At 71.4% G+C, this 24694-nt stretch carries 24 protein-coding genes; 4 read left to right on the plus strand and 20 right to left on the minus strand.

What is annotated here, in order from left to right; all coding sequences use genetic code 11:
- Positions 1–145: 145 nt before the first annotated feature.
- From FGW31_RS07985 to FGW31_RS08005, 5 genes are all read right to left on the minus strand, one after another.
- Complete coding sequence (locus FGW31_RS07985) at positions 146–904, minus strand: hypothetical protein (RefSeq protein ID WP_142192670.1); 759 nt, start codon at positions 902–904, stop codon at positions 146–148.
- 117 nt (positions 905–1021) lie between these two features.
- Positions 1022–2530 (minus strand): AAA family ATPase, encoded by a 1509-nt coding sequence (locus FGW31_RS07990; RefSeq protein WP_142192671.1) that lies wholly within the window; start codon positions 2528–2530, stop codon positions 1022–1024.
- A 347-nt stretch (positions 2531–2877) separates the two neighbouring features.
- On the minus strand, positions 2878–4206 hold the full coding sequence (locus FGW31_RS07995; protein WP_142192672.1) for a class I SAM-dependent RNA methyltransferase: 1329 nt from the start codon (positions 4204–4206) through the stop codon (positions 2878–2880).
- Positions 4207–4273: 67 nt separating this feature from the next.
- The gene (locus FGW31_RS08000; RefSeq protein WP_142192673.1) at positions 4274–6319 is read right to left on the minus strand and encodes an APC family permease; all 2046 of its coding nucleotides are present in this window, start codon (positions 6317–6319) and stop codon (positions 4274–4276) included.
- Between the two features lie 287 nt (positions 6320–6606).
- A complete protein-coding gene (locus tag FGW31_RS08005; protein ID WP_142192674.1) occupies positions 6607–7533 on the minus strand; it encodes a PfkB family carbohydrate kinase in 927 nt (308 codons plus the stop codon).
- A 240-nt stretch (positions 7534–7773) separates the two neighbouring features.
- Between FGW31_RS08005 and FGW31_RS08010 the strand changes: the two genes are divergently transcribed.
- Both FGW31_RS08010 and FGW31_RS08015 read left to right on the plus strand, forming a co-directional pair.
- The gene (locus FGW31_RS08010) at positions 7774–8448 is read left to right on the plus strand and encodes a potassium channel family protein (protein WP_142192675.1); all 675 of its coding nucleotides are present in this window, start codon (positions 7774–7776) and stop codon (positions 8446–8448) included.
- Complete coding sequence (locus tag FGW31_RS08015) at positions 8445–9122, plus strand: potassium channel family protein (protein ID WP_142192676.1); 678 nt, start codon at positions 8445–8447, stop codon at positions 9120–9122. The genes FGW31_RS08010 and FGW31_RS08015 overlap by 4 nt, the downstream gene beginning before the upstream one ends.
- A 134-nt stretch (positions 9123–9256) precedes the next feature.
- Here FGW31_RS08015 and FGW31_RS08020 read toward each other — a convergent pair whose 3' ends face one another.
- The 9 genes from FGW31_RS08020 to FGW31_RS08060 all read right to left on the minus strand — a co-directional run bounded on the left by FGW31_RS08020 (position 9257) and on the right by FGW31_RS08060 (position 17840).
- A complete protein-coding gene (locus tag FGW31_RS08020) occupies positions 9257–9982 on the minus strand; it encodes a DUF3159 domain-containing protein (protein ID WP_142192677.1) in 726 nt (241 codons plus the stop codon).
- Positions 9983–9985: 3 nt separating this feature from the next.
- Positions 9986–10384, minus strand: a complete 399-nt coding sequence (locus FGW31_RS08025) for an OB-fold nucleic acid binding domain-containing protein (RefSeq protein WP_142192678.1) — start codon at positions 10382–10384, stop codon at positions 9986–9988.
- A gap of 97 nt (positions 10385–10481) precedes the next feature.
- Positions 10482–11162 (minus strand): response regulator, encoded by a 681-nt coding sequence (locus FGW31_RS08030; RefSeq protein ID WP_142192679.1) that lies wholly within the window; start codon positions 11160–11162, stop codon positions 10482–10484.
- Complete coding sequence (locus FGW31_RS08035; protein ID WP_142192680.1) at positions 11159–13702, minus strand: sensor histidine kinase; 2544 nt, start codon at positions 13700–13702, stop codon at positions 11159–11161. Before FGW31_RS08035 ends, FGW31_RS08030 begins: the two co-directional genes overlap by 4 nt.
- Before the next feature lie 127 nt (positions 13703–13829).
- Positions 13830–14525 (minus strand): ABC transporter ATP-binding protein, encoded by a 696-nt coding sequence (locus tag FGW31_RS08040; RefSeq protein ID WP_142192681.1) that lies wholly within the window; start codon positions 14523–14525, stop codon positions 13830–13832.
- 63 nt (positions 14526–14588) lie between these two features.
- A complete protein-coding gene (locus FGW31_RS08045) occupies positions 14589–15788 on the minus strand; it encodes an alginate lyase family protein (RefSeq protein ID WP_142192682.1) in 1200 nt (399 codons plus the stop codon).
- A gap of 156 nt (positions 15789–15944) precedes the next feature.
- Positions 15945–16697 (minus strand): DUF3710 domain-containing protein, encoded by a 753-nt coding sequence (locus tag FGW31_RS08050; RefSeq protein ID WP_142192683.1) that lies wholly within the window; start codon positions 16695–16697, stop codon positions 15945–15947.
- A gap of 1 nt (position 16698) precedes the next feature.
- Positions 16699–17259, minus strand: coding sequence for a dUTP diphosphatase (gene dut / locus FGW31_RS08055; RefSeq protein ID WP_142192684.1), 561 nt, complete (start codon positions 17257–17259; stop codon positions 16699–16701).
- A complete protein-coding gene (locus FGW31_RS08060; RefSeq protein ID WP_142192685.1) occupies positions 17256–17840 on the minus strand; it encodes a PaaI family thioesterase in 585 nt (194 codons plus the stop codon). Before FGW31_RS08060 ends, dut begins: the two co-directional genes overlap by 4 nt.
- A gap of 58 nt (positions 17841–17898) precedes the next feature.
- Between FGW31_RS08060 and FGW31_RS08065 the strand changes: the two genes are divergently transcribed.
- The gene (locus FGW31_RS08065; protein ID WP_142192686.1) at positions 17899–18369 is read left to right on the plus strand and encodes a DUF3093 domain-containing protein; all 471 of its coding nucleotides are present in this window, start codon (positions 17899–17901) and stop codon (positions 18367–18369) included.
- 66 nt (positions 18370–18435) lie between these two features.
- Here the strand turns inward: FGW31_RS08065 and FGW31_RS08070 are convergent, their stop codons facing one another.
- From FGW31_RS08070 to FGW31_RS08085, 4 genes are all read right to left on the minus strand, one after another.
- A complete protein-coding gene (locus FGW31_RS08070; protein WP_142192687.1) occupies positions 18436–19386 on the minus strand; it encodes a hypothetical protein in 951 nt (316 codons plus the stop codon).
- A gap of 13 nt (positions 19387–19399) precedes the next feature.
- Positions 19400–19696 carry a DUF4193 domain-containing protein gene (locus FGW31_RS08075; protein WP_003993510.1) on the minus strand — a complete coding sequence of 99 codons (297 nt, stop codon included), beginning with the start codon at positions 19694–19696 and terminating at the stop codon, positions 19400–19402.
- 392 nt (positions 19697–20088) lie between these two features.
- A complete protein-coding gene (locus tag FGW31_RS08080; protein ID WP_142192688.1) occupies positions 20089–21333 on the minus strand; it encodes a sensor histidine kinase in 1245 nt (414 codons plus the stop codon).
- A gap of 6 nt (positions 21334–21339) precedes the next feature.
- Complete coding sequence (locus FGW31_RS08085) at positions 21340–21993, minus strand: response regulator transcription factor (RefSeq protein ID WP_111580853.1); 654 nt, start codon at positions 21991–21993, stop codon at positions 21340–21342.
- 441 nt (positions 21994–22434) lie between these two features.
- Between FGW31_RS08085 and FGW31_RS34950 the strand changes: the two genes are divergently transcribed.
- Positions 22435–22608 (plus strand): hypothetical protein, encoded by a 174-nt coding sequence (locus FGW31_RS34950; RefSeq protein ID WP_167530015.1) that lies wholly within the window; start codon positions 22435–22437, stop codon positions 22606–22608.
- Between the two features lie 69 nt (positions 22609–22677).
- Here the strand turns inward: FGW31_RS34950 and FGW31_RS08090 are convergent, their stop codons facing one another.
- Complete coding sequence (locus tag FGW31_RS08090) at positions 22678–23493, minus strand: inositol monophosphatase family protein (protein WP_142192689.1); 816 nt, start codon at positions 23491–23493, stop codon at positions 22678–22680.
- Between the two features lie 8 nt (positions 23494–23501).
- Positions 23502–24629: a ferrochelatase gene (locus FGW31_RS08095; protein WP_142192690.1), complete on the minus strand. Its 1128-nt coding sequence runs from the start codon at positions 24627–24629 to the stop codon at positions 23502–23504.
- Positions 24630–24694 lie beyond the last annotated feature (65 nt).

Here is a 24694-nt window from a genome sequence, read left to right on the forward strand (position 1 = left end):
GTTCACGACCGCGACCGCAGACCCGGTCCAGGCCGCCGCCGCGTCGGCCGTCGAGGAGAACGTGCCGCCGTCCGGTGGATCGGCTGGTACAGCACCGATGCGTACGCCCGTGGCGCCGAGGTCCTCGGCGCCAGAAGACCGCAGGTCACAGCCCCTTTGCAGGAGGCTCCAGAATCGCCACGCACTCCACGTGATGCGTCATCGGGAGCATGTCGGCACCGGACGGCGATGAGAAAGCGCAGGTCAGAGGGGAACCGAGGGTGACCAGCGTCAGCGGCGGCCGCTCCGGCCGGAGAGCGCACAACACCTCGTAGGCAACCACCGAGCCCAGCGAGTGCCCCACAACCACCCGGGTGTCCGACGTGATCAGCTCCGCAGCCCGAGCCCGTACGGCGTCACGCAGCTCGGGCTCTGTGAAGTAGCGACGTACCTGCTTGAGGTTCGAGATGAGTAGCCGGTCGGAGACAGCACCGAAGAATCGAGTGCGGGTGAGGCGTGCAGGCGCGGCGAACCCGGTCCACAGAAAGGGGGCGACGGGCAAGATGGCCGAGGGCACCACGGGCAGCGGGGCCAGCGCCCGTACCGTCCGGCCCCCAGTGTCCGGGCCGGGGATACCGGGATCCAGCCGAGCGGCCTCCCGCCACCAGGTCTCCAGCAACTCGGCCTCGAACCCGGGCTCCACATCCTCCGCCCGGTCGTAGGGCTCGCCGCGCGTGCCGGTCTGCCTGTAGAGGTCCCCATACCCGGCGCAAGCAATGTCGTCGTCCGACAGCCGCCCGAGCGTGGGATCTCGGCGTAAGGCGAGTCCGACTCCGCCGCGCCACGCCGGCGCGATTTCCGCCAACATGGTGTCAGCGGTATCAAGTTGACGCTCCACCCCATGCACCACGACAACCCGGCTCATGGTCCCCCTCATGCGCGTTCCCGTGCTCCCGTCACGAGTTCAGTCGGAGGCAGTGTCAGGGTCTGATCTCTTCCTCTACACCGTTCATCGACTTGACGGGCAGAATCCCTGCTGCGATCAACCGCCCCCGTAGAGAACCGGCAGGTCGACCAGGAGGAGATCATCACGTCTGGCCGCCAATTCGACCAGGTCCGGGTAGAAACCGTGCAGGGAGAACAGGGCCAGCGTGGCGCCTGTGGTGTCGTAGCCCTGGCCGGTGAGCAAGCCGCGGATGTGCTCGAGGCGTTGCAGGTCGCCGGTGCCGCGGCGGGCGGCGGTGGCCTTGGCCTCACCGATCAGGGCGATCCGGGCGCGCGGCGCCTGCGGACGCTCACCCAGGGCGAGAGCGAGCACGTCGACCTCGTGCTTCCTGCGGGCCGCCGGATCGGCGACCTCGGTGGTGCCGACGGGGCCCGGCAGGCCGCCGGGAAGGAGGGTATGGGCGTAGCGGCGGGTGAAGGTACGGGCGAGTTCCTCGAAGTGCGGTCCCAGGATCTTGGAGTTGAAGGTCGTCGTAGCAGCCTGCCACGCCTGTTCCGCGAAGCCCTGCTCGACGGTGGCGGCCTGCGGCAGCGTGATCAGTTGGTTGAAGCGGATGACGGGGTCGGCGAGCGTGATGACCGGGTGGCGCGGGCGCAGAATGTCTTGCTCGCGCTGGATGTAACCGGTGGACTCCAGAACGCCCAACGGGTGCGTGACGGCGTTGCGTTGGCGCTCCAGGGCTGCCCCGATCTTCGTCGGGGTCGAGACACCCTGGGCGATCGCGGTGAGGATGTCGTAGTACAGGGTGTGCTGGGTGATGCGTGGGTCCTCCCGCAGCAGGTACTCGGTCTCTGCGCGCGAGTAGACGGCCCGGCCGGGGTCCAGGAGCGTGCGGGTCACCCAGGCGGCGAAGCCGTCGTTCGGGTGGGGGCGGGCGGCCACCGGCCGGTAGCCGGGGGCTCCGCCCAGGACGGCGTGGACCTGCAGGGCGGTCAGCGGATCGTCGATCCGCCAGAAGTCGCGTGCGGCCCGGTAGTCGAAGGCACTCAGCCGGAGGTCGATCACGGCACGGCCCCGCAACGGCTTGGTGCCCGAGAGCAGTTCGTGCATGACGCTCATGGCGGAGCCGCAGAGGATCAGCCGCGGGCCGGGGCGGACGCCGGTGCCGCTTCCGCGCTGGCGCTCGTCGTAGAGCTGCTGGAGCAGCCCGGGGATCTCCGGCGAGTGCTGGAGCAGATACGGCAGTTCGTCGATCACCAGCAACGGCGCACCCGAGCGAACGGTTACATCAAGGGCGTTGGTCAGGACCTCGCGCCAGTCGGACAGCCGCAGCGTGCCGGGCTGCAGACCGGCGTGGGCCGCGACCGCGTCGCCGAACCGCCGGATCGCTGGCAGTCGGCCCTCCTCCCGCACCGCGGTGACATAGAGGCCGCCCACCCGCTCGCACAACGCCTGCAGGAGATACGACTTCCCGTGCCGCCTGCGCCCCGACACGATGCCCAGGCGCATCGCCGGATCCGGATCTGTGACGAACTCGGCCAGCAGGTCCCACTCCCGGTCCCGGTCGACCACATCTTCAGGCTTGAGCGGCAGGTTCTTGTTCATCAGAGAAACCCCACATCGGGACAGGTCCGCTACCTCGCAGAATGCATAAGTCTACTTGTACAGGATCCGTACAGGCAGACTTGTCAAAGAGAACGTCCGGCCATCCGGCCCAAGGCCACAGCAGTGAAATGTCGCTGTCCGTGCCGATACGCAGGCATCCGTAGGTGCACTCCTCGCCACAGCCGACCCTGCCTCGCACCGGTCACTCCCCCGGACGGCCCCATGATCCGCCGGGATCCGAGCGTCAATCGAGGAGGAAACACGCAGGTCGGGGCCATGTGGGCGGATCGACCTGTTGCGGGGACGAGAACACGTCAAACCCGTGAGGTCGACTACGAAACCGCAGGTCAGGCGCCCTTCTTGACTGGCTCCAGAATCGCCACGCACTCCACGTGATGCGTCATCGGAAACAGATCGAACACCCGCAGCGTCCGCACCCGGTACCCGCCGTCCCGGAAGTACCCCAGGTCCCGTGCCAGTGCGGCCGGGTCGCAGGCGACGTAGGCGATCCTGCGGGCGCCGAGGGACGACAGGTGCTCCACGGTCTTCCGGCCGGCGCCCGCCCGCGGGGGGTCGAGGACGATGAGGTCGACCTCGTCGATGCCCGTGCGCGGCAGGACCGACTCGACCTTGCCCTGTTCGATGCGGACGCGGGGGAAGTCGGCGAGGTTGTGGCGGGCGTCCTCGACGGCCCGCTTGCCGGACTCGATGCCGAGGACGGCTCCCGCCTCGCCGACGCGGTCGGCCAGGGCGCCGGCGAACAGGCCGACGCCGCAGTACAGGTCGAGGGCCATGTCGCCCTTGCGCGGCAGCAGGCCCTGCATGACCGCGGTGACCAGGGTGTCGGCGGCCTTCGGGTGGACCTGCCAGAAGCCGCCGCTGCCGACGCGGTGGGTGCGGCCGTCGGCGCGTTCGCGGACGAAGGGGCGGCCGTGGACGCGGTGCACCTGGCCGGAGCGCTCGTCGATGCGCATGACGGAGACCGGGCGGTCGAGTTCGACCAGGGGCAGGCGGGAGCCCGGCTTGGGGGTGAGGATGACCTGGCGGTCCTGGGAGCCGGTCGCGGCGATCGCCTCGACGGAGTCCATGCCCGTCCAGTCCCGCTTCTCGATGCCCAGTTCGCTGACGCCCTCGGCGGCGATCATGCAGTGGTCGATCGGCTCGACCTCGTGCGAGCGGTGCCGGCGCAGTCCCGCGCGGCCGTCGGCGGTGACGGCGTACTGCACGCGCGTGCGCCACGCCGGGACCTGGCCCGCGGGGACCTTGTCGCCCTCGGCGGGCATGACCGTGCCGTCCCAGCCGACGTCCTCGGGCGAGAGGCCGGCCAGGCGCCGCAGCTGCTCGGCGACGACCTCGCCCTTGAGGCGCCGCTGCGCGCCCGGCTTGGCGTGCTGCCAGTCGCAGCCGCCGCAGCGGCCGGGTCCGGCGAAGGGGCAGGGGGCGTCGATGCGGTCCTTGGAGGCGTCCAGCACCGTCACCGCGTCGGCGCGCAGGAAGCGGGCGCCCTCCTCGCCCTCGGTCACCCGGGCGACGACCCGCTCGCCGGGCAGCGCGTGCCGGACGAACAGCACCTGGCCCTCGGACGTACGGGCGATGCAGTGACCGCCGTGGGCGACGGGGCCGACCTCGACCTCGTACTCCTCCCCCACCAGCGATTTCCTCGGTTCTGCCTGCATGGTGGGGTGACTCCGCAACCTCGTGAACGGGTGAGCGGGCGATGGCCCGCGACAACAGCCCACCAGTTTACGTCGGTGTGGAGGTCTCCTTCGCCCGCTCCGCCGGGCCGCGGCGCACCGAACCGGGTGCCACCCAGTCCTGCCGCTTGCGGGCCCGCTTCTTGGCCGCCTCGGACGACTGGAGCTGGTAGGGCACCGACGTCACCATCACGCCCGGTGTGAAGAGCAGCCGGCCCTTCAGGCGCAGGGCGCTCTGGTTGTGCAGCAGGTGTTCGTACCAGTGGCCGACGACGTACTCGGGGATGATCACGGACACCACGTCGCGCGGCGACTCGTTGCGCAGGCTCTTGACGTACTCGATGACCGGCCGCGTGACCTCGCGGTACGGCGAGTCGAGCACCTTCAGCGGTACGTCGATGCCGCGCCGCTCCCATTCCGCGCGCAGCGCCTTGGTGTCCGCCGGGTCCACGTTGACGCTGAGCGCCTCCAGGGTGTCGGAGCGCATCAGCTTGGCGTAGCCGAGCGCGCGCAGCGCGGGCCGGTGGATCTTGGAGATGAGGACGACGGAGTGGACCCGGGACGGCCGGACGCTGTCGTCGCTGGGTTCCTCCGGTGCCGCGATCTCCTCGGCGACGCGGTCGTAGTGCTTACGGATCGCGGTCATCGTCGCGTAGAAGATGCACATGCCGAGCAGCGCGACCCAGGCGCCGTGGGTGAACTTGGTGACCAGGACGACGACCAGCACCAGGCCGGTGAAGAACGCACCGAAGGTGTTGATGGCCCGCGAGCGGATCATGCGATGGCGCTTGGCCTGGTCCTTCTCGGTGGCCAGCAGCCGGTTCCAGTGCCGCACCATGCCGATCTGGCTGAGCGTGAAGGACACGAACACGCCGACGATGTACAGCTGGATCAGCCTGGTGGAGTCGGCGCCGTAGATCCACACCAGCAGTCCGGCGGCGCCCGCGAGCAGCACGATGCCGTTGGAGAAGGCGAGGCGGTCGCCGCGGGTGTGCAGCTGGCGGGGGAGGTAGCGGTCCTGGGCGAGGATCGAGCCGAGCAGCGGGAAGCCGTTGTAGGCGGTGTTCGCGGCGAGGAACAGCACCAGCGCGGTGGCGGCGGCGAGGATCATGAACAGGATGCTGCCGTGGCCGAAAACGGCCTCGGCGACCTGGGAGATCACCGGGTCCTGGACGTAGTCGGCGCCGAGGGGGGCACCGTCGTGGATCAGGTCCTTGGCCGGGTTCTCGGCCATGCGGACGTCGGTGGCGGCGGCCAGGGCGATGATGCCGCAGAACATGGTGACGGCGAGCAGGCCCATCAGGGCGAGCGTGGTCGCCGCGTTCTTCGACTTGGGCTTGCGGAAGGCCGGTACGCCGTTGGAGATCGCCTCGACGCCGGTGAGCGCGGCACAGCCGGACGAGAAGGCCCGCAGGAGCAGGAAGACCAGGGCGAAGCCGGCCAGTCCCGGGTGCTCGGGCTTGATCTCGAAGTCCGCGGTGGGCGCCCGCATCTCGTCACCGAGCACGAACCCGCGGAACGCCCCCCACGCGATCATGGTGAAGACGCCCACGACGAAGACGTAGGTGGGGATCGCGAAGAGCGTGCCCGACTCCTTGACCCCCCGCAGGTTCATCAGGGTGAGCAGCACGATCACGCCGATCGCGCAGGCCACCTTGTTCTCGACGACGAACGGGACGGCGGAGCCCAGGTTCTCGATGCCGGAGGAGATCGACACGGCGACGGTGAGGACGTAGTCGACGAGCAGGGCGCTCGCGACGGTCAGGCCGGCGCGGGGGCCGAGGTTGGTGTTGGCCACCTCGTAGTCGCCGCCGCCGCTGGGGTAGGCGCGCACGTTCTGCCGGTAGGAGGCGACCACGGTGAACATCAGCACGACGACCGCGACGGCGATCCAGGGGCTGAAGTGGTACGCCGACAGGCCCGCGATGGACAGGACCAGCAGCACCTCGCCGGGCGCGTACGCCACGGAGGACAGCGGGTCGGAGGCGAACACGGGCAGCGCGACGCGCTTCGGCAGGAGGGTCTCCCCCAGCCGGTCACTGCGGAGTGCGCGCCCGATGAGGATCCGTTTGGGCACGTCGGTCAGTTTGGACACAACTGTGGATCGTAAGCCTTCAGCCAAGTGGCCGCCCAACGACCACCCCACATCCATACGGCTTCCATACGCCTCTGCTCACCGGGTGAAATCACCGGTCGGCCGGGCTGCGGATTCCGCAGGTGGGGGCACTTCCATGGCTATATGACTGGGCCTCGTCCGTTTCCGGTGCCGTTCCCGGCCACAGCCGCTCCGTGGAGGTTCCATGCACGCGACCGCAGAACTCATCGGCGCCACGGCGGCCCTTCTCGGCCTCGGAATCCTCACCGTGGCGAGTGTGCGCAGCATCACCCGCCGCTGACCGTCCCGGGCACGGGCCCGGTGACTCCGGCGAGCAGGGCCTGCGGGCCGATGGCGGCCACGCGTGTCGAGGGCACCGTGCAGGCGTACGCGCCGGCGACCGCACCGAGCCGGGCGCAGTGCCGTGGCGGTCGGCCGCCGAGCCATCCCCACAGGAACGCGGCCGCGAAGGCGTCGCCGGCGCCGTTGGAGTCGACGACGGGGGCCGGGGGCTCGGCCGGGGGGACGTGGGTCAGTTCGTCGTCGTGCAGCAGGAACGCTCCGTCGACGCCCGCGGTGGCCACGACGACGCGGGCGCGGCCCCGCGCGGCGATCCGGCGCAGGGTGGCCTCCGGGTCGGGCAGGGCGGCGGCGGCGAGGAAGACCAGGTCGGCGGCGAGGGCGAACGGCTCGTGGTAGGGGTTGGTGCCGTCCCAGTCGTGCAGGTCGGTGGAGACGGTGACGCCGGCCGCGCGCAGCACGGGCAGGGCGTGGGCGCAGGGCTGGGTGATGACGACGTGGGCGTGCCGGCTGGCGGCGGCGAGGTCGTGCAGCGTCCGCTCGGGCAGCCGGTCCGTCTCGGCCCAGCGGGTCGCGTCGTACAGGGAGAGCCGTCGGCCGTCGGGGCCGACGAGGTTGACGGCACGCTTGGTTCCGCACGGCTGGGGTACGGCGGTGAGCGCGATGCCGTGGTCGCGGTGCAGGGCGCGGACGAGGTCGCCCTCGTGGTCGTCGCCGATCAGGTCGATGTGGTGGGTGCGCAGGCCGAGGGCGCTGGTGCCGAGGGCGACGAAGTCGCCGCTCTGGCCCGCACGGGTGACGATGCCCGGGTGGATCATGTGGCTGTCGGCGAGCGGCACGGGCAGTTCGGGCACGTGCACGATCGTGTCCACGCCCGCGCCGCCCACGACGAGGACGTCGATCTCGGCAGTCATGGCTGTTCCTCTCCTCCCGGCCCGGGCCTGCGAGGTGCCCCGGTGGTGCGGATACGTTGGAGTCCGGCACGCGAACACGGCGGCCGGGCCCCGGAGGGCGTCAGGACCGCGTTCCCCCGGCATGATGTTGCCCTGCGGCCCGCGCTCGGGCCGCGTTGTGTTGCCTGGCGAGCCGAGAGAGAGACATGAGCACGGAAGTCATGAAGGTCGAAAGGCCTGCAGGAAGCGCGGTGTGACGCGATGCATATTGTCATCATGGGCTGCGGCAGGGTGGGTTCCGCCCTGGCCCAGACCCTGGAGGAACAGGGGCACACGGTCGCCGTGATCGACCAGGACCCCACCGCCTTCCGCCGGCTGGGCTCCTCGTTCGGCGGTCGCCGGGTCACCGGCGTCGGATTCGACCAGGACACCCTGCGCGAGGCGGGCATCGAGGAGGCGGGCGCCTTCGCCGCCGTCTCCAGCGGCGACAACTCCAACATCATCGCCGCGCGGGTGGCGAGGGAGATGTTCGGCATCGAGAACGTCGCCGCCCGGATCTACGACCCGCGCCGCGCGGAGGTCTACCAGCGCCTCGGCATCCCGACCGTGGCGACGGTCCGCTGGACGGCCGACCAGATGCTGCGCCGGCTGCTCCCCTCGGGCGCCGAGCCGCTGTGGCGCGACCCCACCGGCGGGGTCCAGCTCGCCGAGGTGCACACCTCGACGGCCTGGGTGGGACACCGGATCAGCAGGCTGCAGGACGAGACCGGCGTGCGCGTAGCCTTCCTGACCCGGCTCGGTGAGGCGATGCTGCCCAGCTCGCAGACGGTGCTGCAGGAAGGCGACCTGGTGCATGTGATGATGCGGACCGACGAGATCAACCGGGTCGAGGCGGCGTTCGCCAAGGGGCCCGAAGAGGAGGGCGGTCACTCATGAGGGTCGCCATTGCCGGAGCCGGCGCGGTCGGCCGCTCGATCGCGGGCGAGCTGCTGGAGAACGGCCACGAGATCCTGCTCATCGACAAGGCGCCGACCGCCATCTCGGTCGAGCGCGTGCCGCAGGCCGAGTGGCTGCTGGCCGACGCCTGCGAGATCACGTCCCTGGACGAGGCGGCGCTCCAGCGCTGCAACGTCGTCATCGCAGCGACCGGCGACGACAAGGTGAACCTGGTCGTCTCGCTGCTCGCCAAGACCGAGTACGGCGTCCCGCGCGTCGTCGCCCGGGTGAACAACCCGAAGAACGAGTGGCTGTTCAACGAGTCCTGGGGTGTGGACGTCGCCGTCTCCACACCGCGGCTGATGTCGGCCCTGGTGGAGGAGGCGGTCAGCGTCGGCGACCTGGTCCGGCTGCTGCGCTTCAGCCACGGCGACGCCAACCTGGTCGAGCTGACCCTGCCGGAGGAGTCGGCGCTGGCCGGTACCCAGGTCGGGGACGTGCAGTGGCCGCAGGACACCTCGCTGGTCACCATCATCCGCGGCACGCGCGTCCTGGCGCCGACCCGCGAGGACTCGCTGGAGGCCGGCGACGAGCTGCTCTTCGTGGCCGCCCAGGCCCGCGAGGAACAGCTGGAGGACCTGCTGTCGGTCCGCAAGGACGACCCGGCCCGCTAGTGGTCATGAGGAAAGGGGCGCCCGAAGAACTCCGGGCGCCCCTTTCTCGACCCGTCCGGTGTTCGCGGACGGGGACGTTCAGGCCGAGGCCGAGGCCGCTGGTGGCACGGGAGGGAGCGGGAGCAAAAAAGCGTCTACTCGCCCGCGGAAGCCGCGGCCCGGCGCTCCTCCTCCGCGCGCTCCTCCGCCTCCATCTCGGCGAACACGTCGATCGGCGGCGGCGCCTTCGCCAGGAACACCCAGGTCAGATACACGGCGAGCAGGAACGGCGGGATCTTCAGCGCCACCAGCACCCAGCCCAGCTGCGTGGTGTCCGCCCACCAGTACAGCGGGAAGAGGATCGCGCTCTTGCCGAGCAGGATCAGGCCCCACGCCCAACTGGCCTTGGTGTAGGCCTTCTTGCGGCCGGGGTTGCGGGTGCGCCAGGAGAGGTTCTCCTTGAACACCGGGCCCAGCATCAGACCGATCAGCGGCACACCGGCCATCGCCGTGACGATGTACGCCAGCGCCAGGCCCAGCGTGTAGAGCATGCCCGGCAGGTAGAAGTCCTTGGCGTTCCCGGTCATCATCGCGAAGACCACACCGAAGGCGACACCGAAGACGCCGCTGAAGGCGTGCTTGACGGTGTCCTTCATCACCAGGCGGACCACGACCATCACCAGCGCCACGGCGAGCGCCGCGATCGCCGACATGTGCAGGTCCTTGTTGACCGTGTAGATGCTGACGAAGAGCAGCCCCGGCAGCACCGTCTCGACCATGCCGCGCACGCCGCCGAACGCTTCGAACAGGGCGGCCTCCGTCACCGCCCGGGTGTCGTCCGCGGATGTGTTGTCGGTTGTCGGCTTGTCGAGCGACGTCACCGGCTACTCCCGTCCGAGGGGTCTCAGTTCGTATTTCGGATTGAACAGCACCCGGCGGCCCCGGCTCATCGAGATCCGGCCCGATGCGATCAGCTTGCGTCCCGGCTCGATCCCCACGATGGAGCGCCGGCCGAGCCAGACCACGTCCAGCGCGGCGGAGCCGTCGAACAGCTCGGCCTCCAGGGCCGGCACCCCGGCGCGCGGCCGCAGCGTGACCGTGCGCAAGGTACCAGTAACCGTGACGACCTGCCGGTCACGGCAGTCGCCTATCCGCGTACAGCCGGCGGTCTCGGCGTCCTCACGCAGCTCCTCGGACTCCAGGTCCTCCTGAGACGAGGAGAGCCGGTCGAGCATGCGCCGGAACCGGCCTGCCGGCTTCTCGGAACGAGGAACAGCACTCATATCTGAAGCGTACCGGGGTGCACCGACGGTTACGTACCCCCCGGCCGCCCGGTCCGAACCGGCCGCCGCCGGCCACCCGCGCGGCCCGGCCCGGCCGTCACTTCTCGAAGCGGTAGCCCATGCCCGGCTCGGTGATGAAGTGCCGCGGATGGGACGGATCGGCCTCCAGCTTCCGCCGCAGCTGCGCCATGTACACGCGCAGGTAGTTGGTCTCCGTCCCGTACGAGGGCCCCCACACCTCCCGCAGCAGCTGCTTCTGCGCGACCAGCCGGCCGCCGTTGCGCACCAGCACCTCCAGCAGGTGCCACTCGGTGGGTGTCAGCCGTACGTCCTTGCCGCCGCGGTTGACCTTCTTCGCGGCCAGGTCGACGGTGAACCCCTCGGTCTCCACCACCACGTCGCCCCCGTCACCGGCGGGCTCCGCGCGGCGTACGGCGGCCCGCAGCCGGGCCAGCAGCTCGTCCATGCCGAAGGGCTTGGTCACGTAGTCGTCGGCTCCCGCGTCCAGCGCCAGGACCTTCTCGTCGGAGGCGTGCCGCGCGGAGAGCACCAGGATCGGCACCCGGGTCCAGCCGCGCAGCTCCCTGATCACCTCGACGCCGTCCATGTCGGGCAGGCCGAGGTCGAGGACGACGACGTCGGGGTGGCGGGCGGCGGCCGTGCGCAGGGCCTCGGCGCCGTCGTGGGCGGAGTCGACCTCGTAGGACCGTGCCTTGAGGTTGATCACCAGGGCGCGCACGATGGCCGGATCGTCGTCGACCACCAGCACACGGGTCATGAGGGCTGCCTTTCCGGTTCTGCGGCGGGTACGGGCTGCGGGCGCGTGCCCGCGGCGCGCAGGGTGAGCGCCATGGTGAGGCCGCCGCCGGGGGTGTCCTCGGCGTTCAGGGTGCCGCCCATGGCCTCGGCGAAGCCCCGGGCGACCGCGAGGCCGAGGCCCACACCGGCTCCGCGCGGGGCGTCGCCGTGACGCTGGAAGGGTTCGAAGATGCGGTCCTTGGCCTCGTCGGGGACGCCGGGTCCGCGGTCGACCACCCGCACCTCGACCCGGTCGGCGAGCGCGCTGGCCGCGACCAGGACGGGACGGCCGGGAGGACTGTACTTCACGGCGTTCTCGATCACGTTGGCCATCGCCCGTTCCAGCAGCCCGGGGTCCACGGCGACCATGGGCAGGGACTCGGGGACGTCCAGGACGACGTCGGCGTCCGGCACGCCGCCGAGCGCCATGGGGACGACCTCGTCCAGGTCTATCTCTCGGATCAGGGGCGTGACCGTGCCGGTGTGCAGGCGGGACATGTCCAGCAGGTTGCCCACCAGGTGGTCCAGCCGGTCGGCGCCGTCCTCGATGCCCTCCAGCAGCTCGGACCGGTCCTCCGCCGACCACTCGACGTCCTCGGAGCGCAGGGAGGAGACGGCCGCCTTGATGCCGGCCAGCGGGGTGCGCAGGTCGTGGCTGACGGCGGCCAGCAGGGCGGTGCGGATGCGGTTGCCCTCGGCGAGGGCGAGGGCGCGGTCGGCCTGCTCGCGCAGTCGGCGGCGGTCCAGGACGACGGCGGCCTGCGCGGCGAAGGCGGCCAGGACCCGGCGGTCCTCGGCGGGCGGCACCCGGCCGGTGAGGGCCAGGGCCATGTGGTCGCCGACGGGCACCTCGACGTCGGCGTCCTCGGGCCGTTCCACCGGCCGTCCGCGGCCGACCCGGCCCGCGCAGGTCCACGGCTCCACGTCGCCCGCGCGTTCCAGGAGCGCGGCCGACTCCATGCCGAAGGTCTCGCGCACCCGCTCCAGCAGGTCCTCCAGTCCGGTCTCGCCGCGCAGCACGTTGCCCGCGAGGAAGGACAGGATCTCCGACTCGGCGCGCAGCCGGGCCGCCTGGTGGGTGCGCCGGGCGGCGAGGTCGACGACGGACGCCACGGACGCGCCGACCGCCACGAAGATCAGGATGGCGACGATGTTCTTCGGGTCGGCGATGGTCCAGCGGTACAGCGGCGGCGTGTAGAAGTAGTTCAGCAGCAGGGAGCCGACCGCCGCCGAGGCCAGGGCCGGCCAGAGCCCGCCGAGCAGGGCCGCCGCCACGGTCAGCGCCAGGAACAGCAGCATGTCGTTGGCGAGTCCCAGGTCCACGGCGTTGAGCAGCACCGCCACCGCGGCCGGTCCGCCCACCCCGACCGCCCAGCCCCACGCCCGCCGGGACCGGCCGAGCCGCGCGTCCCTGGCCACGGGCAGTCCGCGGCCCTTGGCGACCTCGCCGTGGGTGACGATGTGCACGTCCAGGTCGGGTCCCGAGTCCCGCGCGACGGTCGCGCCGACGCCGGGGCCGAAGACGTACTGCCAGGTCCTGCGGCGCGAGGAGCCGAGGACGATCTGGGTGGCGTTGGCGCCGCGCGCGAAGGCGAGGAGGGCGGCGGGGATGTCGTCGCCGACGACGTGGTGGAAGCTGCCGCCGAGGTCCTCCACCAGCGTGCGCTGTTCGGCCAGCTCCTTGGGCGAGGCCGCGGTGAGTCCGTCGCTGCGGGAGATGTAGACGGCGAGCACCTCTCCCCCGGCGCCCTTCTCCGCCAGCCGGGCGGCGCGCCGGATCAGGGTGCGGCCCTCGGGGCCGCCGGTCAGGCCGACGACGATCCGCTCGCGCGAGCCCCATATGGCGGAGACGTCGTGCTCGCTGCGGTAGCGCTGGAGGTGGGCGTCGACCCGGTCGGCCACCCAGAGCAGCGCCAGTTCCCTGAGCGCGGTGAGGTTGCCGGGGCGGAAGTAGTTCGAGAGGGCGGCGTCGACCTTGTCCGGCTGGTAGATGTTGCCGTGCGCCATGCGGCGGCGCAGCGCCTCGGGCGTCATGTCGACGAGTTCGACCTGGTCGGCGCGGCGCACCACCTCGTCCGGCACGGTCTCCCGCTGCCGTACGCCGGTGATCGACTCCACGACGTCGCCGAGGGACTCCAGGTGCTGGATGTTGACCGTGGAGAGCACGTCGATGCCGGCCGCGAGGAGTTCCTCCACGTCCTGCCAGCGCTTGTGGTTGCGCGAGCCGGGGACGTTGGTGTGGGCGAGCTCGTCGACCAGGGCGACCTGCGGGCGGCGGGCGAGGACGGCGTCGAGGTCCATCTCGGGGAAGACGGTCCCGCGGTGCTCCAGTTCGGCGCAGGGGATCCGCTCCAGGCCGTGCAGCAGCGCCTCGGTGCGCGGCCGGCCGTGCGGTTCCACGAAGGCGACCACGCAGTCGGTGCCGCGCTCCACGCGGCGGTGCGCCTCGGAGAGCATCGCGTACGTCTTGCCGACGCCGGGTGCCGCACCCAGGTGGATCCGAAGCTTGCCGCGTGCCATGGCCCCATTGTCTTCCGGTCGTCCCTGCCGAGAGACGACCTTAAGGCCGCAATGGGCGGTATGCGGATGCCGGAGGGGTGCGCGGACCGTCCTTGACGCAACTCTGACGCGCCGGCCGGTCGGCGGCTCAGTGCTCGACGATCACGCCGTCGCTCAGCTCCAGGACCCGGTCGGCGAGGTCGAGGAGGGTGGCGTCGTGCGTGGCGACCAGCGCGGTGACCCGCTCGCTGCGCACGACGGCGCGCAGCAGTTCCATCACGGCGTGCCCGGTCTCCGCGTCGAGCTGGCCGGTCGGTTCGTCGGCGATGAGGAGGGAGGGGTTGTTGGCGAGGGCGCGGGCGACGGCGACCCGCTGCTGCTGGCCGCCGGAGAGTTCGCCGGGCCGCTGCGCCGCGTGGTCGGCGAGCCCCACGAGGGAGAGCAGCAGGTCGACGCGTTCCTCCCGCTCACGCGGGTCGGCCCGGCGCAGGCGGAGCGGGACGCCGACGTTCTCGGCGGCGGTGAGGATCGGGATGAGTCCGAAGGACTGGAAGACGAAGCCGATGTGGTCGCGGCGCAGGGCGAGCAGCCCGTTCTCGTCCAGTTCGGCGAGGTCCCGGCCGTCGAGGGCGACCCGGCCCCGGTCCGGGGTGTCGAGGCCGCCGACGATGTTCAGCAGGGTGGTCTTGCCGGATCCGGAGCGGCCCTTGAGGGCGACGAGTTCGCCGCGCGGGACCTCGAAGGAGACGCCGCGCAGCGCGTGGACGGCGGCGGCTCCGGTGCCGTAGGACCGGTGCACGTCCTCGACGCGCACCATCGTCTCGGTGGTCACCTGACCCGTCATGCGGCCGCCCTCCCCCGTGGACCGGGCGCCAGTATCGCCGTCCGGCGCCCGGTCGATCAACGGTCAGGCCGGGTTGTCCCCGTGGGTGAGGGTCTCCCAGGCGACGAAGAGGTTGTTGGTGCCGGACGGGCGGGTGCGTTCGGTGAGTGCCTGCGTGTTGGTCATGGCGTGGCCGAGGCGGTTGTGCAGGGCGTTGTAGCCGACCTCGGTGACCGGGCCGAGGCCGAGGTGCAGGGATCCGCCGCACAGCCAGCCCGGGACGGCCGCGCCCTGTTCGTACCTGGCCTGGAAGCCGAGCGCGTGCCGCAGCCGCTCGCCGACGTCGGTGCCGTACAGGTCCTGTCCCTGGATGCGGCTGGTCTCGGCGACGTGTGAGATCGAGGAGATGCCGTAGCCGGTGTGGGTGAAGTCGCGGCAGGTCTCCTGGGTGAGGCCGGTGACGAAGGTGGACTGGTTCTGCCAGTACTTGATGATCTTCTCGCGGGTGTCGAGGTTCTGGCCGGGGACCGTCCTGGGCAGCTCTCCGTCGGAGGCCAGGTAGACGTAGGCGGCGGTGCGGGTGCGGAACTTCGCCATGGCCTTGTCGTAGGAGGCGCGGTCCTCCAGGAAGACGGAGATGCCGACGGCGGCCTCCATCATCGTCAGCTCCCAGTTGCCGTTGGAGTTCGAGCCGTTGATGATCTCGGGCAGGTAGACGTCGCGGAGCACGGTGGCGAAGCGGCCGGAGCCGGCCCAGTTCCCGCCGTAGGTGTGTTTGACGATCTCGGCGGCCTTGGCCCAGGAGGAGCCGGCCCAGCCGGTCTGCAGCGGCGCGTTGCTGTTGGTGTGGTCGCGGATCACGGCGGACCAGGCGTCCATCAGCTCGATGGACTTGCGCGCGTGGCGTTCGTCGCGGGTGATGTACCAGGTGAGCGCGTGGGTGTAGGCGGCGATCGCGTCCTCGCGCTCGTCGGTGCAGCCGTGGTTGGGGTTGGAGTACGAGCCGCACTCGACGACGGCGCGGGGCTTGGGGGTGCGGTTCAGGTCGGCGTACTTGCTCGCCGTCATCCGGTCGAAGGCGGCCTTCCAGGGCTGGGCGCCGGCGTCGACCTTGCTGCGGGCGAAGTCCAACTGGGCCCGGGAGACGGTGACTCCGGGGTGGACGAAGGTGGTGGGAGCGGTGGCGGCGGTGGGGGCGGCGTCGGCGCGCTGCGCGGCCGGCTGCGCGAGGACACCACCGAGGACGAGGGCGGTGACGATCGCGAGGAGGGGGGTGCGACGCATGGCGGCTCCGTTTGTGTACGTGAACACTATGCGCCCTCATGAATAGGCGTTGAGCGAAGACCGTAGGTCCGGACCAATGGGCCGTCAAGGGTCCGCGCACGACGAAGGGCCGTGCCCCCCGCGGGGGACACGGCCCTTCGCAACGATCGGGTCCGGCTAGCGGACCTCGGTGATCTCCGGTCCGCGCTGCAGCTGGCCCATGCCGCCCGCGAAACGGGAGCCCTCCTCCTGCTGCACGTTCTCGGGCACCATCTGCGCGTCGTTCGGCAGCTTCAGGACGATCGGGTCACGCGGCGCCATCGGGCCGTCCCCGCGCACCACCACCGTGTCCCGGAAGATCTGCTCGAGCAGCCCGGCGGCCTGCGGCTGCACCGCGCCCTGGCCCGAGATCACGCCGCGCAGGAACCAGCGGGGCCCGTCCACGCCGACGAACCGCACGACCTGGAAGCCACCGGTGCCGTCCGGCAGCTGCACCGGCACCTGGGCGCGCAGCTCCCAGCCCAGCGGGCCCTCGACCTCGTCGATGATGCCGCCCTGCTGGGTGATGCCGGCCGCGATCTCCTCGCGCACCTCGCCCCAGATGCCCTCGCGCTTGGGCGCGGCGAAGGCCTGCAACTGGATGGCGCTGTCGCGCAGCACGACGGTGGCCGCGACGATCGCGTCACCCGCGACCTCCACCCGCAGCTCCATGCCGTCGACGCCGGGCACGAACAGGCCGCCCAGGTCGACCCGGCCCTCGCCGGGCTCCCGGACCTCGGTGCTGTCCCAGGGGCCGTCGGGCCGCGGCGCCGGCTCGAGCCTCAGCCGCTCGGCCTCCTCGTCCGCCTCAGCGTCGACACCGTCGACGACCTGCTCGGCCTCGCCGGCCGCACCCTCGGCGGCATCCTTCTTCTTGCGACGTCCGAACACGTCACTGTCCTTCCCGGTCGGATACGACCGAAGCGTATCGATTACCACCCGCTGTGCCGCCCACGGCGGCCTGAACGCTTGTGCCGCTCTTACCTTCCACCGCGGCGTGCCCGCCGGTGGACCCGAAGCCCCCCTCGGCCCTGACAGAAGGGGGGAGCTCCGCGACCGACACGAAACGGACCCTCTCGACCTGCTGGACGACCAGTTGGGCAATCCGGTCGAACCGCTCGAACCGCACGGTCTCGCGCGGGTCGAGATTCACCACGATCACCTTGATCTCCCCACGGTACCCGGCATCAACCGTCCCCGGGGCATTCACCAGGGCGACGCCGCAGCGTGCGGCAAGTCCGGAACGCGGGTGCACGAAGGCCGCGTACCCCTCCGGGAGGGCCACAGACACCCCGGTGGGCAGCACGGCACGCTCCCCGGGGGCCAGTTCACAGGCTTCGGTGGTCCGCAGATCGGCCCCGGCGTCGCCCGGGTGCTCGTACGCCGGAAGCGGTACGTCGGGGTCGACGCGCCTGATCAGCACCTCGAGTGCGCCGGTACGGGACTCGCTCACGGGTTCACCTCGAAGGCGCGGGCGCGGCGGACCTGGTCGGGGTCGCTCATGGCGGCCCGGATCTCCTCGTCGCGGCCGTGGTCGATGAAGTGGTCCACCTTCACCTCGATGAACAGGGCGTCGGCGCGGACCGCGACGGGTCCGTCGGGACCGCCGATGCGTCCGGTGGCGGTGCAGTAGATCTTCCGTCCCGCCACGGCGGTCACCTCGGCCGCCAGGTGCAGCACGGTGCCGACCGGCACGGGCCGGACGAAGTCGGTCTCCAGCCTGCCGGTCACCGCGATCGTGCGGAGCAGCCAGTTGAGCGAGCCGAGCGTCTCGTCCAGGGCGGAGGCGAGCACTCCGCCGTGCGCGAGTCCCGGGGCGCCCTGGTGGGCGGCCTGCACGGTGAACTCGGCGGTGATCGAGACTCCCTCGCCGGCGCGGGCCTGGAGGTGCAGTCCGTGAGGCTGTTCGCCGCCGCAGCCGAAACACTGGCCGTAGTGCGCGCCCAGGAGCTCGCCGGGGGCGGGGGCGTCCGGGTGGCGCACCGGTTGCACGGCGTCGGCCGGGGGCTGAAGGGCTGCGGAAGTACCACTCACAGCCGCAGACCTTACCCGCGCGTCGGTACTGTCCGGACACCGTGCCAAGCTTGGATTCATGCAGCTTTCCGCCGCCCCGTACGAAGAACGCCTCACCGCGCCCCGCTCGTGGTGGCTGATCTCCTTCCTGGTGGGGGTCTCCATGGCGCTGATCCTGCTGCCGTTCGGCACGCTGCCGATGCTCGGCGGCCTGGCCGGCGGCACCGCGGCCGCGGCGGTGGTGACCAGTTCGTACGGTTCGGTGCGCATCCGGGTCGTCGGCGGCCACCTGATCGCGGGCGAGGCGAAGATCCCGGTGTCGGCGCTGGGCGAGGCGGAGGTCCTGGACGCCGAGGAGGCCCGCGCCTGGCGCACGCACAAGGCGGACCCGCGCTGCTTCATGCTGCTGCGCGCCTACGTCCCGGGCGCGTTGCGCATCGACGTCACGGACCCGGCGGACCCGACGCCGTACGTGTTCCTGTCGACCCGCGAGCCGGAGCGGCTGGCGCAGGCACTGCGGGCGGCGAAGGCCGGCGCGGACGCCGCCTAGGCGACAGCAGGGGAACGGCGAGAACCGGGGATACGGGCCCTTACGGCCTCTCCGGGGCGGTCGGCCTCAGAGGGCCCGGTGACCGCCGTCGCCGTCCGTCGCGTGGCCGCCGCCGAGTTCCTTCAGCGCGTCCGCGTCCAGGACGTTCTCGGGGCGCTCCAGGGCGGGCAGGGCCGGCAGCGCGTCCCAGGGCACCTGGACGCGGCGCAGGTCCTCGCGGACGCGGGCGGCCAGCTTTCTGGTGTCCCGGCGGTTCATTGCGGCGCCCACGGCGGCTCCCACCAGGAACGGCATCAGATTGGGCAGGTTGCGGACCATGCGCTTCATGATCCGCTGGCGCAGTTCGCGCTTCATCCGGCTGTTCAGCGCGGCGCTCACGGTGGAGGGTCTGGTCGCCTCGATCCCGCGCTCCTCCGACCAGGAGGTCAGGTACACGGTGGTGCGCTGGGAGAGGTTGCCCGCCGGGCGGACGCCGTAGACCTCGTGGAGTTCGGCGATCAGCTTGAGCTCGATCGCGGCGACGCCGGTGACCTCCGCGGCCAGTTCCGTCGGCATCGCGGGCGGTACGGGCATCATCGCCGCCGCACCGACTCCGGCCCCAACGGTCGCCGTGGCCTTCGCGGCACCCGCCACCAGCTTGTCCGCGATCTCTTCGGGACCGAGCCCGGGGAACTGCCGGCGCAGCGTCGCGAGGTCGCGTACGGGCACACGCGGGGCGAGCTCGATGATCCGGTCCGCGAGGTGCCCCAGTCCCGCGCGGGCGCGGACACCGCCCCTGCGGGCGCCTTCCCGGGCCTTCTCACGGAACGCGGCGGCACGCCTGCGCGCGACGGGCGCGGTGACCTCCACGGGTGCCGGGAGGTCACCCCGGCCGGCTGCCGATCCGAGCGAGGCCGCCCCGGTACCGGTTGAGCCCCGCTCGTCATCACGCGTGTCGTGCTGCGGGCCCTGACGGGGCCCTTGGTCCGCTCCCCTGGTGAAGAAGCGGCGCTTCCGCGGAGGGGTCGAGCCAGTCACGGCCGACCCGTCCTCAGTCGCAGTCGCGGCAGATCGGCTGGCCGTTCTTCTCGCGGGCCAGCTGGCTGCGGTGGTGGACCAGGAAGCAGCTCATGCACGTGAACTCGTCCTGCTGCTTCGGCAGGACCCGGACGGCCAGCTCCTCGTTGGAGAGGTCCGCGCCGGGCAGTTCCAGGCCTTCGGCGGCCTCGAACTCGTCGACGTCCACTGCGGAGGCCGACTTGTCGTTGCGTCGGGCCTTGAGTTCTTCGAGACTGTCCGAGTCGACGTCGTCGTCGGTCTTGCGTGGAGTGTCGTAGTCGGTAGCCATGTCGCTCTCCCCCTCTGGGTGTATGCGGTGTCTCCAGCGCACGTAACGCGTGAGAGGCCGGACTTGTGCCCGACCTGAGGCGGAGATTTTGCCTCACATCAAGGTCTGTTACTCAATCGACACCCAACCGGACTCCTCACGAGTGATCGGCTTGGATGGCGAAGGGGACCGTACACGGTCCCGATGTCGCACTTCAAAGGAGCCTCCCCGTGTACTTCCCGTGATGAGGCCCCCTGAAAACCGGGACTTTCCCGGCTTTCCGGCGCGGGGCATGATCACGGAGAGTGGACCTCCGGGAAATCGCCCCTGTGATCGATCACACATGGGAATACCGGAAACGCGCCCCGAAATTTCCGCTTGAAGCGAACGCGCCGTGGGTGCGGGGCATGATCTCAGATCGGAAGGGTGACGCGCATCACGAGACCTCCTCCTTCGCGCGGCCGGGCGTAGATGTGCCCGCCGTGCGCCCGGGCCACCGACCGCACGATGGACAGGCCGAGTCCCACGCCCTTGTCGCTGCCCGTCCGCTCGGTGCGCAGCCGCCGGAACGGCTCGAAGAGGTTGTCGATCTCGTACGCCGGCACGACCGGGCCCGTGTTCGAGACCACCAGGACCGCCTGGCCGTGCTGCACCTCGGTGGTGACCTCGACCCAGCCGCCCTCGGGCACGTTGTACCGCACGGCGTTCTGCACCAGGTTCAGGGCGATCCGCTCCAGCAGCACGCCGTTGCCCTGGACCACCGCGGGCGCCCGGTGACCGCGGATGTCGACGCCCTTGGCCTCCGCCTCGCCGTGCACCTGGTCGATGGCCTGGGAGGCCACCTCGGCCAGGTCCACGGGTCCCCGCTCGACTATCTGGTTGTCGCTGCGGGCGAGCAGCAGCAGCCCCTCCACGAGCTGTTCGCTGCGCTCGTTGGTGGCCAGCAGCGTCTTGCCGAGCTGCTGCAGCTCCACCGGCGCGTTCGGGTCGGAGAGCTGCACCTCCAGGAGGGTGCGGTTGATCGCCAGCGGGGTGCGCAGCTCGTGCGAGGCGTTGCCCACGAAGCGCTGCTGGGCGGTGAACGCCCGCTGGAGCCGCTCCAGCATGTCGTCGAAGGTGTCGGCCAGCTCCTTCAGCTCGTCGTCCGGGCCGTCCAGCTCGATCCGGCGCGACAGGTCCGAGCCCGCCACCGCGCGGGCGGTGCGGGTGATCCGGCCCAGCGGCGACAGCACCCGGCCGGCCATGGCGTAGCCGAAGGCGAAGGCGATGATCGCCAGGCCGAGCAGCGCGCCCAGGGAGCGGCTGAGCAGATCGTCCAGGGCGTGCTGCCGCTGGGCCGCGTTGCACTGCTTCAGCATGTCGTTGAGCTGGCTGTTGGTGGTCGCCGTGTCCAGCTGGGGGCAGGTCTCGCTGGTGATGTCGATGTTGGTGCCGGTCACCTGGAAGGACTGGCCGCTGCCGCCGTCATGGAGCGCCTGCGCGGCCAGCAGGTAGATGATCGACAGCAGCAGGATCCCGGCGATCAGGAACATCCCGCCGTACAGCAGCGTGAGACGTATGCGGATGGTCGGGCGCAGCCACGGGAAGGGCGGCTCCGGCTTCTTGGGGTCCCATGTGGGTTTGGGCGGCGCGGTGGGGGGTGCGGGTGTGGCAGCCATCGGCCATCAGATCCGGTATCCGGAGCCGGGCACGGTCACGATGACCGGCGGCTCGCCCAGCTTGCGGCGCAGGGTCATCACGGTCACCCGCACCACGTTGGTGAACGGGTCGGTGTTCTCGTCCCAGGCCTTCTCCAGCAGCTGCTCCGCCGAGACGACCGCGCCCTCGCTGCGCATGAGCACCTCCAGGACGGCGAACTCCTTGGGCGCGAGCTGCACCTCCTTGCCGTCGCGGAAGACCTCGCGGCGGTTGGGGTCGAGCTTGATGCCGGCGCGCTCCAGGACGGGCGGCAGCGGCATGCTGGTGCGCCGGCCCAGGGCGCGCACGCGCGCGATGAGCTCGCTGAACGCGAAGGGCTTGGGCAGGTAGTCGTCGGCGCCGATCTCCAGGCCCTCGACGCGGTCGCTGACGTCGCCGGACGCCGTGAGCATCAGCACGCGGGTGGGCATGCCGAGCTCGACGATCTTGCGGCACACGTCGTCGCCGTGCACGAGCGGGAGGTCGCGGTCGAGGACGACCACGTCGTAGTCGTTGACGCCGATGCGTTCCAGGGCGGCCGCACCGTCGTACACGACGTCGACGGCCATGGCCTCCCGGCGCAGTCCGGTGGCCACCGCATCGGCGAGCAGTTGCTCGTCCTCGACGACGAGTACGCGCACGTCGCTGTCCTTCCTCATGACCCGGCCCGGGCGGCGCCGTCAGGGCGCACGCGGGCAGGGGTGCTGCTGGATGTGTTGCCTCCATCCTGCCTTTTTCGGTCATAAGTCGGCGGTAAGGCGGCCGGCCGCTCGGTGGCGGACGGGTGCGCGACCGGGGAACCTGCGGGCGAACGGGGCGGGAATACGAGATTTTCTCGCGCGGTTAGGTTTCCGCGGAAGACAGCTTGGGGAGGACGGGTTTTACATCCCACGATCACGCTCTGCATGTACCGCACCACCATGCGGTGCGTCTTGGTCCGCTTCCGCAGAGCGGGTGTGGGTGTCCGGCACCGTCGCCGCCCGGCAGCGCGGCGCTGGGCATCCGCGTCAGACGTGATCGTCCCTTCCGAACGGCACACCCCCGTGCCACCGACCCACCGACCCAGGACGAGGGGGCGCAGCATGGACGCATTCACCGCAGGACTTCTGCAGCGCATAAAGGCGACCGAGTCCGACCTGTCGCGGGCCCGTGACGAGGGCGACGAGTTCCTCGTCGACGTGGAACAGGGCGAACTCGACGACCTGCGCCGTCTCGCCGCCGAACACGGCGTGGAGGTCGGCGCGTACGGCGTCTGATCAGCGCGTGCGGAACGGGCCCCGGCGAATGCAGCGCCGGGGCCCGTTCCTGTCCGTCCGCGGGGCGCCTCAGTCGTGCCAGGCGCCGAAGTCCTCCAGGAGCTGCTGGAGGGGCGCGAAGACGCCCGGGGAGGCCGCGACGGTGAGGTCCCGGGACGGGCGCTCACCGGGGCGTCCGCCGGTCAGGGCGCCCGCCTCCCGGGCGATCAGCTCACCGGCGGCGAAGTCCCAGGGGTGCAGTCCGCGCTCGTAGTAGCCGTCCAGCCGTCCGGCGGCCACGTCGCACAGGTCGACGGCGGCCGAGCCGCCGCGCCGGATGTCCCGCAGGAGGGGGATCATCCGCTGGGCCACGGCGGCCTGGTGGGTGCGGACGTCGGCGACGTAGTTGAAGCCGGTCGAGACCAGCGCCTGGTCCAGGGGCGGCGAGTTCCGGCAGGCCAGCCTGCGCTCGCCCTCCCAGGCCCCGGTGGCCCAGGCGCCCCCGCCGCGGACCGCGTGGTACGCCTCACCGCGCAGCGGCGCCACGACGGCGCCGGCGACCGTCTCGCCGTCCTGTTCGGCGGCGATGGAGACCGCCCAGGAGGGCAGGCCGTACAGGTAGTTCACGGTGCCGTCGAGCGGGTCGATCACCCAGCGGATGCCGCTGCTGCCCTCGGTGGCGGCGCCCTCCTCGCCGAGGAAGCCGTCCTGCGGGCGGCGCTCGGCGATCAGCGTGGTGATCAGCTTCTCGGCCGCGATGTCCATCTCGGTGACGACGTCGATCGGGCTGGACTTGGTCGCGGCGACGGCCAGGTCGGCCGGGCGGCCGTCCCGCAGCAGCTCGCCCGCGCGGTGGGCAGCCTCCCGGGCCAGCTCCAGCAGTTCCGTGTGCAGGGGGTCGGTCACGGGGCTCCTCACGCGTAGGGGCTGTCGGCGCCCGCGGCTGCGGGACGCGGGGCGCGGGCCGGGCAGCAGCCCACGGGGCAGAGGTCGTGGCTCGCGCCGAGCGCGCCCAGGGCGCACGGCGCGACGTCCTGTCCGCGCTCGGTGGCGGCGCGCTCCACGATCAGGTCGCGGACCGCGGCGGCGAACCGCGGGTCGGCGCCGACGGTCGCGGAGCGGCGCACCGGCAGGCCCAGCTCCGCCGCCTTGGCCGTGGCCTCCGTGTCGAGGTCGTACAGGACCTCCATGTGGTCGGAGACGAAGCCGATGGGGGCCATCACCACGGCCGGGACCCCGGCCGCGTGCCGTTCCTCGAGGTGGTCGCAGATGTCGGGCTCCAGCCACGGGATGTGCGGGGCGCCCGAGCGGGACTGGTAGACGAGCTGCCAGGGGTGGTCGACGCCGGTGCGCTCCCGGACGGCGTCCGCGATCAGCTGCGCCACGTCCAGGTGCTGTGCGACGTACGCCCCGCCGTCGCCGTGGTCCTCGACGGGGCCGGAGGTGTCCGCGGCCGCGGTGGGGATCGAGTGGGTGGTGAACGCGATGTGCGCACCGTCCCGGATCTCCTCGGGGAGGTCGGCGAGGGACCGGACGACGCCGTCGGTCATGGGCTCCAGGAAGCCGGGGTGGTTGAAGTAGTGCCGCAGCTTGTCGATCTTCGGCAGCTCCAGCCCTTCCGCCTCCAGGGCCGCGAGGGCGTCGGCCAGGTTCTCCCGGTACTGGCGGCAGCCGGAGTACGAGGCGTAGGCGCTGGTGGCCAGGACGAGGATGCGGCGGTGGCCGTCCCGGACCATCTCGCGCAGGGTGTCGGTGAGGTACGGCGCCCAGTTGCGGTTGCCCCAGTAGACCGGCAGCCCCAGGCCGTGCTCGGCGAAGTCCGCGCGCAGCGCGTCCAGCAGGGCGCGGTTCTGGTCGTTGATGGGACTGACCCCGCCGAACAGGAAGTAGTGCTGCCCCACCTCCTTGAGGCGTTCCTTGGGGATGCCGCGCCCGCGCGTCACGTTCTCCAGGAACGGGACCACGTCGTCGGGGCCTTCGGGGCCGCCGAAGGAGAGCAGGAGCAGAGCGTCGTAAGGGCTGGCGTCGAGCACGTCTGGCATGCCTCGATCCTGCCACCCGGGTCCGACAGCCGGGACGCGGCGGGGTGTCACCGGCCGCGCGGCGA

The sequence above is a fragment of the Streptomyces calvus genome, assembly GCF_006782915.1.
GTDB classification, from domain to species: domain Bacteria; phylum Actinomycetota; class Actinomycetes; order Streptomycetales; family Streptomycetaceae; genus Streptomyces; species Streptomyces calvus.

Coding starts and splice junctions, on each gene's coding strand:
- FGW31_RS08095 (WP_142192690.1), bottom strand. CDS start 24,629: ATGCCAGACGTGCTCGACGCCAGCCCTTACGACGCTCTGCTCCTGCTC.
- FGW31_RS08005 (WP_142192674.1), bottom strand. CDS start 7,533: ATGACTGCCGAGATCGACGTCCTCGTCGTGGGCGGCGCGGGCGTGGAC.
- FGW31_RS08035 (WP_142192680.1), bottom strand. CDS start 13,702: ATGGCACGCGGCAAGCTTCGGATCCACCTGGGTGCGGCACCCGGCGTC.
- FGW31_RS07990 (WP_142192671.1), bottom strand. CDS start 2,530: ATGAACAAGAACCTGCCGCTCAAGCCTGAAGATGTGGTCGACCGGGAC.
- FGW31_RS07985 (WP_142192670.1), bottom strand. CDS start 904: ATGAGCCGGGTTGTCGTGGTGCATGGGGTGGAGCGTCAACTTGATACC.
- FGW31_RS08025 (WP_142192678.1), bottom strand. CDS start 10,384: ATGAGTGCTGTTCCTCGTTCCGAGAAGCCGGCAGGCCGGTTCCGGCGC.
- FGW31_RS08075 (WP_003993510.1), bottom strand. CDS start 19,696: ATGGCTACCGACTACGACACTCCACGCAAGACCGACGACGACGTCGAC.
- FGW31_RS08065 (WP_142192686.1), top strand. CDS start 17,899: ATGCAGCTTTCCGCCGCCCCGTACGAAGAACGCCTCACCGCGCCCCGC.
- FGW31_RS08015 (WP_142192676.1), top strand. CDS start 8,445: ATGAGGGTCGCCATTGCCGGAGCCGGCGCGGTCGGCCGCTCGATCGCG.
- FGW31_RS08045 (WP_142192682.1), bottom strand. CDS start 15,788: ATGCGTCGCACCCCCCTCCTCGCGATCGTCACCGCCCTCGTCCTCGGT.
- FGW31_RS34950 (WP_167530015.1), top strand. CDS start 22,435: ATGGACGCATTCACCGCAGGACTTCTGCAGCGCATAAAGGCGACCGAG.
- FGW31_RS07995 (WP_142192672.1), bottom strand. CDS start 4,206: ATGCAGGCAGAACCGAGGAAATCGCTGGTGGGGGAGGAGTACGAGGTC.
- FGW31_RS08040 (WP_142192681.1), bottom strand. CDS start 14,525: ATGACGGGTCAGGTGACCACCGAGACGATGGTGCGCGTCGAGGACGTG.
- FGW31_RS08030 (WP_142192679.1), bottom strand. CDS start 11,162: ATGACCCGTGTGCTGGTGGTCGACGACGATCCGGCCATCGTGCGCGCC.
- FGW31_RS08010 (WP_142192675.1), top strand. CDS start 7,774: ATGCATATTGTCATCATGGGCTGCGGCAGGGTGGGTTCCGCCCTGGCC.
- FGW31_RS08080 (WP_142192688.1), bottom strand. CDS start 21,333: ATGGCTGCCACACCCGCACCCCCCACCGCGCCGCCCAAACCCACATGG.